Annotated in this window: 5 protein-coding genes; 4 read left to right on the forward strand and 1 reads right to left on the reverse strand. The window is 31.5% G+C overall.

Annotated features, from left to right (window positions below):
- Positions 1-74: 74 nt before the first annotated feature.
- On the reverse strand, positions 75-1,604 hold the full coding sequence (locus tag F1560_RS05280; RefSeq protein ID WP_187773638.1) for a Sau3AI family type II restriction endonuclease: 1,530 nt from the start codon (positions 1,602-1,604) through the stop codon (positions 75-77).
- A gap of 300 nt (positions 1,605-1,904) precedes the next feature.
- Here F1560_RS05280 and dcm point away from each other — a divergent pair, with 300 nt between their 5' ends.
- From dcm to dptH, 4 genes are all read left to right on the forward strand, one after another.
- Entirely contained in the window at positions 1,905-3,161 is a 1,257-nt protein-coding gene (gene dcm, locus F1560_RS05285; protein ID WP_149473594.1) for a DNA (cytosine-5-)-methyltransferase, read from the forward strand.
- A gap of 234 nt (positions 3,162-3,395) precedes the next feature.
- Positions 3,396-5,714: a DNA phosphorothioation-dependent restriction protein DptF gene (gene dptF, locus F1560_RS05290; RefSeq protein ID WP_149473595.1), complete on the forward strand. Its 2,319-nt coding sequence runs from the start codon at positions 3,396-3,398 to the stop codon at positions 5,712-5,714.
- Between the two features lie 2 nt (positions 5,715-5,716).
- Complete coding sequence (gene dptG / locus F1560_RS05295; protein ID WP_149473596.1) at positions 5,717-7,102, forward strand: DNA phosphorothioation-dependent restriction protein DptG; 1,386 nt, start codon at positions 5,717-5,719, stop codon at positions 7,100-7,102.
- The gene (gene dptH, locus F1560_RS05300; RefSeq protein WP_149473597.1) at positions 7,083-12,194 is read left to right on the forward strand and encodes a DNA phosphorothioation-dependent restriction protein DptH; all 5,112 of its coding nucleotides are present in this window, start codon (positions 7,083-7,085) and stop codon (positions 12,192-12,194) included. The genes dptG and dptH overlap by 20 nt, the downstream gene beginning before the upstream one ends.
- Positions 12,195-12,431: the final 237 nt, after the last annotated feature.

Here is a 12,431-nt window from a genome sequence, read left to right on the forward strand (position 1 = left end):
TGCTCTGATGTACTATTTGGGGTTAAGATTAAGTTTTGCCATTTCGTTTCTCTCGATTACACTCAACAGTTCTATTATAGTTTTTTAATTTGATTAAAAATATAACTTTTATTTAACCAAAATGCTTGTTTTGTCATCCAATTGTCCTGCAATTCTTTTTTTAGATTTTCTGGCCGATTTATCCATTTGGCAGGTGCTGGTAACCTTCTCGCATTATTCATATATATATTATTTTCATTTTTAAATGGTGGACAGTACTGTGCTTCTCCAGCACTAGGACGTATATGAATAATTTTCTTATCAGATTCTTTTACTAAATTATTTGATACTATGAATCCTTTTTTATTTGAGCTTTTCTTGTAGGTTAATTGAACCCCCTCCTTAAATTTTTCCTTTTCTTCTTCCCACGTTTGTTTCACAATTTGGTTAAGGTCAGTTACTGGCAGAGACCAAAACTTTGCTCCCTTTAACACAACTGATTCATCTGATAATCTATCGAAAATGATAAATAAATACCGTGTAGATAGCAATTTATCATATAATAATGAGTCTTCCCAAACTACTTGCGTCACTTCTTCAAATGTATTAATTTCACAGACTTTTAAATTTTCATCGGGAACTTTTCCTTCTTTTAATTCTACAGTTTTAGCCACAATGTTTGCCTTTTCAAATTCCTTGGCATGTATCTCGTTCGAACTTCCACCAACACCAAGTATTTTTTGAGCTATTAAATAGTTTATTTGTTTAGCTTGATTGGCTTTATTGTTCACAATATTAAAATGGCGAACTAGTTCCTCTCTAGTCCGATTTTTATATGAGTTAAATAAATCTATTACATAGTCATCAAATTTTTTCTGTTTTAATACATTTATATCCTTAACTACTGGACTCCTTTTTTTCGTTCTCTTTTTCCTTATTTTCAGGCTTGTAGCCTTTTGTAAATCTTTTTCTGTGATACTATCTCTTACCAAAGCAGTCATATAACTTTGTTTTAAGGAGAATGCTCTTTGTTTAGCAGGTGTATTATTAAATGGCTGAATACGAGTTGATTTACTCGAACTTCCTTTAGTCACTGCTCCTAAATAATTAGTATCTCCTTCTGAAAGTTCGTGAGCTTTTCCTGCTTTAATTTTTTCGATAATTGTTTCCCAATCTTGTTTTATAATTAACAAATCTTCTTCAGAGAAAGTATGAAGAATAGACTTTATTATTGGATAATCTGAACGATTCCAATCAGTTCTCCATAAATAGAACATTATTAGGAGTTCTGAGTTTTTAAACCAGAAACTAGATGTTTCAAATGTTTTTAAATACTCTAGTTCATAATTTATAATGTTTAGAACTAGCCTTTCTTTAGCCGATATCAATCCACTCTTTAATTCTTTTATTGGGGTAACTTTCAACTCTACTCCTAAATTTTTAAAGTCGGCTTCTTTATTTGAGTTAATTTCATAACCGAAAAAACTTTCTTCAATTATTTGACCTAAGCCACCTTTAAGCTTTTTGTTATCTAATCTTGAACTTTTGTCTATTTCACCAAAAGTTAATGTTTCCGCTTGCTCAGCATAAGTTAGTAATTCCTTTTTTGAATTAAATTCCTTCATATTAACCGACTCCTTATTAGTTAAATAATACCATAACATAACTCTAGTATGGCTAGATTAGTTCCATATATAGTCAACAGTATGAAATGGAAAAAAATATTGTAGAGTATTCCTTTTTGATATGATAAAATTAATTGTTATATTAATGGTTGCAGGAACAAATATATTTGAATTGTTAGATTTGATTATGAATTATTGGTTTGGGTATATGCAAATCCAAAATGGATGTTAATAAACAAAGATCTTAATCTTTTTAATAATATAAGTTATAATGTAAGAAAAGCGAAAGGATGTTCGTAAATGGGACACCAAAAAAAACTTCGTGTAGTGGAATTGTTTGCTGGCGTAGGTGGTTTTCGGCTTGGCTTAGAAAAGGCTAATAAAGACTTATTCGATATTAGTTGGGCAAATCAATGGGAACCATCACGAAAATCCCAAGATGCGTTTGAATGCTATACACGGAATTTCAAAGATGGGATACACAGTAATGAAGATATCAGTAAAGTTTCCGATAATGTATTTCAAAAGCTTGTTCCTGATTTAGTCGTAGGTGGGTTTCCATGTCAAGATTATTCAGTAGCTAGATCATTATCAGGAGAAAAAGGCATACAAGGGATAAAAGGAGTATTATTCTGGGAGATTGAACGAATACTTAAAAACTCCCACCCCAAGTATGTACTTCTTGAGAATGTCGATAGATTATTAAAATCCCCTTCTAAACAAAGAGGGCGTGATTTTGCGGTGATGCTTGCTACTTTTCATAAGTTAAATTATAACCTGGAATGGCGTGTAATTAATGCTGCAGATTATGGCCATGCCCAAAGAAGACGTAGGGTATTTATATTTGCATATAAGAGAGATATTTTATTCGATAGAGAGCAACGTAATTTCGATAAAAAAGAAATTGTCTTTAAGGAAGGCTTTTTTGCAAAGGCATTTCCTGTGAAGGAAGACCCTTATTTAGGAAGAATAAGTGACATTGAAGAATTGCCAACTGATAGAGTTGATATTTCAGATAACTATTCATTCGGTTTTCATACTTCTGGGATTATGCGAGATGGAAAATTCCTTACGGCACATACCGACCCTGTGTATATGGAGCCTACCCCGTTAAGAGATATTCTATTAGACGAAGAAGAAATAGATGAAAAATATTATCTAACTGAAGATACAGAAAAGAAGTTTGAGTATTTACGTGGTGCTAAGAAAGTTGAAAGAACAACAGCAGATGGGCACAAGTACTTTTTCTCAGAGGGTGGAATGTCACCTACGGATTCTTTAGATTTACCTGGGCGGACGATGCTCACAAGTGAAGGTTCTAAAAATAGAAGTACTCATATAGTTGAGGTTAATGGTAGAAAGAGATTCTTGACACCAATTGAATGTGAAAGATTAAATGGATTTAATGATAATTGGACTGCAGGAATGACTGATAGAATGAGGTATTTCTGTATGGGCAATGCATTAGTTGTAGATCTTATTGCGACAATGGGTAAACGTATAGAAGAAATTGAAAAATTAAGTGAGACTGAAATAGTCCAATTAGGGTTATTTTAAGCTGATACATATGTATCAGCTTTTTAAACTTTTATTCTAATTTTCTTAAATTGAAATAGCATTAAATTTAATTACTTATTGGGCTTAAATTTAGATTTTATGTCATATACATAAAATAAATCTAATTTCCCAGACACATATTTAATACCTTTACAAATCTGATATAATTGTACTAGTCTTTAATAAAAAGTTTTATCTTTTATTAGTTTAATAATACTTACTGAGGTGTAAAAGTTGGATAACAATAATTTTTCGTTTTTGGAGAGTGGGTTCCCAAAGTTGGCTGCTCTTGGAAGTGAGATTGAGAGTATTTTTTATAAAGATTCTCAAACAGTTTTGATGAAAGGTAGATTATTTGCGGAGGAATTACTTAATGAGGTTATCTTGCAATATGAGGATTTAAATAATTTAAAATATATGAAATTATACGAGAGAATACAATATCTCGAAAAAGATGGAATTTTAAATAAGGAGATTGCGAAATCATTTGACACTATACGTCAATTAGGGAATAAATCTTCTCATGAGTATGTGGGTATGGATTTGGAAAATGCCTTTAAGATACATAAAAGGCTATTTGAAATTAGTGTATGGTTAATGGAATTATATGGTGATTACTCATTTGTTGCTCCGATGTATAAGATTCCAGAAATTAAGCAAGAAATGGATTATATAGTTCAGCTAGAGGAGAAGACTTCTAGTTTAGAAAGAAAAATAGAGTTGATTTTACAAGAATCTACTAGAGATTATTATGCAAAAGATGAGCTTGCTGCTACATATGAAGAAGAATCTAGACCGGTTCAATTATTGAAACATAAAGAAAATCAACAACTTGATTATGAAGATAGCTATTTATTGAAAGAGCTATCGAAGTTAAAGGAATCTTCTCAAGAAGCGATTGAAAACTCTAATGAATTTAGTTCATTTAAAGAGTATTTACATGTGGAAAGATCTATTCAAGGTGAATTAAAGGAATCCTTGGATAAAGCAGCTACTTTTATGCAATCACAGTTAATCTTATTATGTGGCAGTGTTGGAGATGGTAAGTCACATCTTCTAGCGTATATCAAGCACAAATACCCTGAACTTATAAATCAATTTGATATTCACAATGATGCTACGGAAAGTTTTGATCCTCATAAGAGTTCGTTGGATACACTAGCAGATAGATTATCACCATTTAATGACACTCAAATAGAAAATTCTTCTACTAAATTGATACTAGCAATTAATTTAGGAGTATTAAATAATTTTATTGAATCAGAATATGCAAAGGATAACTTTAAAATCTTATCTAAATTTATTGAGAAGGCTAAGGTTTTTGAGGCTACTGAAATTACAACTAAGCAGGAATCAGATTATTTTCACTTAATAAGTTTTAGTGATTATCAACCATTTCAACTAACTGAAGAAGTCGCTTCATCCGATTATTATGCTACGTTGTTAGAAAAGATTACACAACCGATTGATAATAATCCTTTTTATAGAGCTTATAAATTAGATGAAGAGAGAAATATCAGAGGATTTTTCATGAACAATTACGAACTGTTAATGTTGAGTGAAACAAGGGAAACGATTATAAATCTATTAATTCAATCTCATATTAAATATAAAGTAATCATCTCGACTAGATCTTTGCTCAACTTTATTTATGATATTTTAGTTCCGGAAAATATAGATGTTGATTATATTAACGCAGATGCATCAGACAAAACAAAAGGTCTGTTATTTAACTTAATTTTTGAAGGTAAAGACCGCTCGCAACTTTTATCAACATTTGAAAAACTAGACCCCATCCACAATCGGTCAAACGAGATGGATCTTATTTTAATAGAGTTAAATAATTCCATGCAAATAATTAATACATTTGAAAAGTATATTAACCTATCTAATTTGGTTGAGTGGAAGAATGAGCTCGAAGGGATGGGTGCTTTTCAAAGTTTAACCGAATCCTCACGTCAATTATATAATCGTACACTGTTTAGAATGATATATTTTATAGGCTCTAATGAAATGAAAAACGTCTTTGTGGATGATGCATATAATGAATATCTCAACTTTTTATATCATTTTAATAAAGGTGATAGAACTGGATTAAGAAAAATTCAATCGTTAGTACACGATTCTATTTTTCTATGGAATGGTACTCCAAAAGATCGGTATATCTATATAAACTCTAATAATGAACACATTCAAATTGCTCAGTCATTAGAGATTAAGCCATTTTTTAATCATTTAAGGCAAAATAATGATACAACATTAGAAAGGTTTCAACTTTCCATTTTGTTGGCTTTAGCAGACCAGAATAAAGAAAACCCTGAATTTTTAGACATTGATTACCCACTATATGAAATGATTATAAGATTATCTAGGGGTTACCGCCCAAATAAAAAAGATGAGGAAAACTATATTCAATATGTTAAATTTATTGACCGATTAATGCAGCACGGTAAACGTAAAAAGGAGTTACTTTTTGTTAATCATCAAACTGATATGATGTTTAGATTGAATTATGACGATGACTATGAAGAATATTCGTTTAGAAGGGATTAATCATGATAGAACCAAGAAACTTACAAGATTTAAGAGATGCATTATCAGTTAAAGAAGAAAAGAAGAGCTTAAAACATGCCATTAATAAGCGAAGTAGCTTTCTTCCTTTTGTGACTAGAGGAACCGAACGACCAAAATTTAAGGAAGGTTTTGATGGGGTGTTAGGTGGATTTACTCGCCAAATATCCGGAATGCAATTAAACCAAAGACTTAATAATGGTGAGTTGATAAAACAAATGAGTATGAATGTGAATGTTGAAGATAGAGATAAACAATATTTAGAACAGATACTAAGCATGTTTTTATTAGATAATGGTGGCAGTTTAAAAGTTTTCCATCCGTATATGTTTCAATATTTACCGTTTAGTGAAAGCGTAGAATCAAAAGGAGAGCAGGAAATCTCTAGGTTTTTAGCAGATGTTTTCATTGAAGGAGATAATGAATTTAAGGGCTTTTTTCAAAATACTCATTCAGACGACTTAATATCAAAGTTAGTATTAACGAACCTAGGTGGGTTAGAAGAGAAAAATACAGAGTTGAAATATAGAACTAAACTAAACCATATAACAAAAATATTTAAAGAAGATTTTAGATACTTGTTTTCTCATGAGGATTATTTTAAAAATCATTATGCATTATTCCTTAGTTATTATTATTTCTTCTATATCACCCAGATAACATTAAAGTTTTCTCAGAAAACAAAGGGAGATTTATATTACAATAATGAGGTTTTTTATACATTAGATTGGGAGCCTACAAGTAAAAGTCGTAAAGGATATGCTTTTGGATATCAAACTATTAAAGATGCCTCCAAAAATTTATTAATAGATATAAATGTTCTTGAGCACTTGAACATATTATTTGGGGTAAATAATTCACAAAGTTATCCGGAACTGAAAGCAACCTATGAAAATTCTTCAGAAGAAAAACAAGGCGTTCTAAAAAGAATGATTAGAGAATGGATGCAAGAGTACAGATCTATCTTATCACTTACTAATAATTCTATAGACGAAAATCTTGAATATGATGAATTGGTAATGGAGCTGTTTAAAAGTATACAAGAAACATATGAAAAATCAACAATGCAAGGGCCACAGTCAAGGTATCCGCTTTCCATTGATGAAGTTGGAAAGAAGTATTTTATGAAGACAAGAGGATCATTGGGTTATATGTTAAATGCCTCCCAGGATTTATTACTATTAATGACAGCATTATCTTTGAAAGATGAAAGAAAATCGTTAAAACAAGTATTTGTAGAGTTAGAGTTACGTGGACTTTATTTTGATAAATATTCAAAAGAGGAAATTGTAGCTTTATTTGATAAATTAAATTTACTAGATAAAAAAAGTGATAGTGGAGATGCACAATATGTTAAACCAATTTTATAAGTACCTTGCAGATAAGCTGATTGATTATTTTAAAGAATCAAAGTTGACAGGTGGGGAGCGTTTCTACCTCCAGTTTGATAATAAGGAGGAAGTAAATTTCTTTTATGACTTCCTGAAGGGAAATAACAATGCTGATGAGTTTAGATATCAGCATAAACAGGGTGAACCTTATTCAACGTTTGCTTTGGTGATAGGAGATATTAAAGTTGTAGTTGCTGCCACCAATGGTAATGTAACACCTGATTTTCTAGTCACTTTACGTAACGAAGTTGGACTACAAAGGAATGATTGGTATAAAACAGCCCTATTGAGTATTTGTTATGAGAATCTAGATAGCATACGTGGAGGAAGTAGTGACCTACAAAAGGAAGGTATGCCACTAAATGTTAAATCGATTCTAAAAACCTTGGAGGAGGAAATTGATAATAATGATTTACTCTCTCCTGATCATAAAGAAGTGCTAAAATTTCATTTGAAAAAGAAAAGAGAAGAAGCGTTTATTCAATCTTCTTTATTGGATTATGCAGAAATTCTAGGATTTTTATCTAAAGGAGAAATAAAGAAAGGCGATTATGCACATCTAGGTCTTTTTTATGATGCAAATTTAGACCAATTTTCCAAAAATCAAATGAGAAATAGACTTAAAGATAACCATTCTCTATTTCATCAGGTTCAGTATATTCATGAATATGAAAACCTTCAGAGTCAATTGGAGAAGATTTTTGATGAAAAAGGGATACAACTATTGATAAAGGAAAACTGGACAGAAAATGAATATAGTGCTATTAAAAGTTCTCATGAAAATTCTTTGCAATCAGATAAGCCTATTGAATATATAGAGGCAAAAAAAGGTTTGACTTCTGAAGGATTAGTGTATTGGGAAAAACCGCAGATGGAGACAAAGGCTGGCCAAAGAAAACGGCATATTATTGTATTTAACCCAAATAAATTGGAAAATGTCCAGTTGTCGTTTGAGTTTGATGACCGGTTACGTAAAGAGTTTATCCATAAAAAGTCAATGGATTTTTGTACTGTATCAGGAAAAAAATTCAATGTGAATTTAGTTCATCAGCCCGGAACTACTTCTTTTTATCAAGCTGTCTATACACATAATAACCAAACAAAGTCTAAATATATCTTTAATATAACCGTAGTAGAATGCAATCAGATTTTATTAGAAGGGATTAAAACACTTTTTGAAATTAATGTGAAAAAAGGACGAATTACGTTAAACCGAAAAAATGAAGAAATTATGTTCGGTAACGTGGATGGGTCTGCTGAAGAGGCCTTAGTGGAAGATGCAGACCAAGTGATACAATTACAGGATATAGGAGTGAAGATATCAACAGAATCACCGGCGTGGGATGATGATAATCTGTATTTCCAAATAGAGCATATAAATTCTGTAATCCCATTTATGATAAAGGAAGAAATCTCTAGGGTTACCCCAATTAGTGGAATGCGTATATGGAAGTTGAAAAGGGAGAATGAGGAAGATTTTCATTACGATGAAATCGCCAATAAATTAAAGCAAAAAACACGTGAATTTTCAGCAAGTAATGAAGTAAAAACTTATCTACTTGATGAAATAGAATGGATAAAAAGTGGATTCCTATTTGCTAGAAGGGCGGCTTCATCACTAAAAGGGGAAGTTTTGGCGTTAGATAAGCAGCTGGTAAATGCCTATCATAAGTTGTTAGATTATTATCGAAGTAGAGACTTAATCCCAAGCTTAGCTTATATGAATGATACCCTTACTGAATTATCTCTCGAATATATTAAGACGTTTATTCAGTGTGTTTCTGAATTAAAAGAGGACTCGATATTAGAAGAAGAAGGTAAAAATCTTTTTAAATTGGGGATTATTAATGAAATTGATAGAATCTCTTTTACCCCACTTCATCCATTAAATGTTGCTTATCAATTAGAAGTTCAAAATCACTTGCTGGATGAATCTATAGACTTGCATATCTTAGAAAGGTTAAAGCCGAATAACCTTTTGCCGTACATTTATGGTAATACTAATCAAATGTATCGTCCGGTAAGTCAAAAAACAGTACCACAATGGCTCATTTATGAACCAATTCAGAAGGTAGCCATTGGAGAGTCCAATGCCTTTCTTTCACATGTGGTAGAAGAAAAATTAAATCAATTTGTTGAACATTTTCCCTATTTGTTCTTAGAAAATGCAAGATCTCCAATCCAGTTAAATGTTATAAATATAACAAATGATAAGGAAGTTGTTAGGGGATTAATTCTTTTTCTTAAAAAACAAATTGAGAAAAAAGGATTATCTGGGATTGTTCCTATAGAGGTAGCAATTTATAATCAAGAAAAGTCGAGTGCATTTGAACAGTTTTCAATGATTGATGAAGTAGAAGAGTTAGAACAAACGTTTAGTATTACTTCTTTAAAAACAAAGAATCTAGATGCTGTCGATGTTTTAAGAATCATACGTGGTAATATCTTCTACTATAGAAGATCCTACCAGGAGGCATATGATTATGCGCATATATCTTTTTATAAAATGGTTTCAAATGATGCCCCTGCTTCAAATAAAATGAAAGAGATAGAGACAGGACTATCGTTAAAAGGATTAATTTCATCACAATCCTATCTGGAAACAAAAAATGATTACCGAACAGGATTTGGTATGAGAAACGCTGAAAATCAGTCAAATTATTTGATTATGATGGCAAAATCTATGAATGAATTAGCAAGTAATTTAGAAAATAATGGTGTTAAACCGTATCGTAAAGATGAAGCAATTGTTACGAGAACTGCTAACTATAATGAATCCATTTTAGATCAACTTTATGATGCATCCTATTGGGTTACTTTTATTGAACCTAATGTAGATTTAGACTTTTTCCAAAGTTCATCTAGAAACTTGCTTGTTATTCATTATAGTGATCAATATTCGTCTTCTACACAATATGATGCAATAACAGTCACGGACAAATCAGAGCAGTATAAATCGATAATTGAACAGTATCTGAACAGTAGGGAGATAAAAGCAAAACCAGAACAAATCGAGAATGCGATACGTGCCTTTAATAGTTTTAACGGAGAGTGGCTCTTACGAATTATCAGTAATAAGGGCGAGTTTTCCCGAGAAAAATTAAGCATTATATCAGCTATTAATTATGTATTAAGTATATTAGATCATGATGATATCTTTTGGGTTCCAGTTTCACTAGAAGAAATATTGAGAATTGCTGGGGTTACTAAACTGACGAAAAATGAAGGTGTTTTCTCTGCAAAGAATTTGAATGTTTCTGGCGTACATAGTGATGATTTATTATTAATTGGAATTGAACAAAGAGAAGATAAATTATCTGTTCACTATTACCCGGTTGAGGTAAAACTTGGTATTAATTCAAGGTCAGCAATTAGTAAAGGAAAAAGTCAGATTGATAAAACGCATCAATTGTTTAAGACACAACTTGCTAAAGAAGGTATCAGTCATAAAACAGTATTTAAAAATAAGTTCTTTCGAAACTTCTTTATTCAAATTATGTTCTCTAATATGAGAAAATTAATTGAGAATAAGATTTGGAAGGAGAAGGAATATAGCAAACTATATAAATTAAAGGAAATGTTATTGAATGATGATTATCAATTAGGTAACCATTTAAATCCCTTTATTGGTAAGGGTGCTGTAATATCGTTTAAAAAAGAGCAGACGTGGAAGTCAGTTAATATTGAAGATGATATTCTAATGATTGAACTAACAGAGGATGATGGATATACCGGATTAATTAAGGAAATAGAAAATTTAAAAGATAAAATTCAGCAAGGTAATACTGATATTAATCCAGAGACTTTATTATTCAATAAATATCAATATATAAAGCGCGAACGTACAACAGAAGTTCTTGCAGAGGTAGAATCACAAAACGAAAAAGATTCCGAAACAACGCAAAATGAATTAAATAATTCAACTAAAGAGAAAACACTACCTAATGATAATGTTAGTATTCTACTTGGTTCTGTGGAAGGTTCGACTAAGGATATTTACTGGGAATATGGACACCCAGGGCTAGCAAATCGTCATTTGCTTATTTCGGGTAAATCAGGACAAGGAAAAAGCTACTTTATTCAATGTGTCCTATTAGAACTGTCGAGACAAGGGGTATCGAATATAATTTTCGATTATACAGATGGGTTTAAAAGTTCTAAACTAGAACCTGAATTTAAGGAATTGATGGGCGATAATTTAGAACAATTCTTAGTTGCTTTAAATAAGTTCCCGATTAATCCTTTTAAAAGAAATAAGAAAGAATTAGACGAAGACATCTATATCGATGAAGATGATACAGACATTGCAGAACGAATAAAAGCAGTATTTTCTGCAGTTTTTAAAGACCTAGGTATTCAGCAACAAAATGCTATTTACGAAGCGGTTCTTAGAGGGTTAGAGAACTATGGGGATAGTATGAACTTGGAATTAATGCTAAAAGAATTAGAAAATGATAGCACTGGTCCAGCGAAAACAGCTCGTTCGCAAATTAAGCCGCTTATTGATAAAAACCCTTTTAATAGTGATTCTTATTATGATTGGCAACAACTTATTAATCAAAAAGGGAAAGTATTTATCATTCAATTGACAGGCTATAATCGAGAAGTGCAAATGATGATTACGGAGTTTATATTGTGGGATCTTTGGAATCATTTATTAAATCATGGAGATAAAGATAACCCTTTGACAGTTATATTAGACGAAGCGCAAAATTTAGATCATCGTGAAAAGTCACCTAGTGCAAAAATCCTTACAGAAGGAAGAAAGTTTGGTTGGTCAGGTTGTTATGCGACACAATCATTTAGAGGCCAATTTTCTTCTGATGAGGTTTCCCGCCTACAAGGTGCAAGTCAAAAGATTTATTTCATGCCGCCAGAGAATGAAATTAGTTCCATAGCCGCTAACTTGGCGCAGGATACGCAAGAGAAAAGAAATTGGGAAAAAAGGCTATCCACTTTGAAAAAAGGACAATGTGTTGTATCAGGACCACTGATTCAAAAGGATGGATCATTAAAGCAAAATCCACCAGTTGTCATTAATATTAGTCCATTAGAAGATAGAAAACTTTAGGAATGAAGAAAAGGCAGTGAGGATGACTTCGCTGCCTTTAACTCTATTTACTTAAACCTCTGTGGTCTTTGACAATTTCACAATCGTATATATATCCTCCCTTCTCGGCGTATCATATATCATATTCCATTAAATTCGAAGGATATCTCAACTGGTGTAACCGTCAAGTAGAAAGTTACAGTTTTCGATAATTAATTTGAAACACTTTCTTCTCCAAAAATAGATAATCTATGTTTC

Origin of the sequence: Oceanobacillus polygoni, assembly GCF_008304605.1 — a bacterium.
Classification (GTDB): domain Bacteria; phylum Bacillota; class Bacilli; order Bacillales; family Amphibacillaceae; genus Oceanobacillus; species Oceanobacillus polygoni.

Excerpts from the sequence above, each read along its gene's own strand:
- F1560_RS05280 (WP_187773638.1), bottom strand. The coding sequence starts at position 1,604 with ATGAAGGAATTTAATTCAAAAAAGGAATTACTAACTTATGCTGAGCAA.
- dcm (WP_149473594.1), top strand. The coding sequence starts at position 1,905 with ATGGGACACCAAAAAAAACTTCGTGTAGTGGAATTGTTTGCTGGCGTA.
- dptG (WP_149473596.1), top strand. The coding sequence starts at position 5,717 with ATGATAGAACCAAGAAACTTACAAGATTTAAGAGATGCATTATCAGTT.
- dptH (WP_149473597.1), top strand. The coding sequence starts at position 7,083 with ATGTTAAACCAATTTTATAAGTACCTTGCAGATAAGCTGATTGATTAT.